The following is a 245-nucleotide window of genomic DNA, read 5'->3' on the forward strand; positions in this document are numbered from 1 at the left end:
TTTCCGTCTTCAGCAAGCGCGAATCGACATCCTGGCATTTCGGCCCGCTGCGGCTCAGCCTGCGCATTCTCTACAATCTGATCCCGGTTAAGTCGGAGATTTTCGTCGAGTGCGGCAACGTCAAGAACTACTGGTACGACAATCCGCTGTTCGTCTTCGACGACACGCTGCTGCATCGCTCGGTCAACGAGTATGACGGACGCCGCTACTGCGTGTTCATGGACATCATCCGGCCGTCTCCAGTT

General features: G+C 56.3%; 1 protein-coding gene. It reads left to right on the forward strand.

Annotated elements, in window-relative coordinates; genetic code table 11:
* Positions 1–245, forward strand: a 245-nt coding sequence (locus AC0L2O_RS37325) for an aspartyl/asparaginyl beta-hydroxylase domain-containing protein (RefSeq protein ID WP_473373267.1), incomplete at both ends; no start/stop codon positions are given.

The organism is Bradyrhizobium sp. Kon10 (assembly GCF_055807395.1).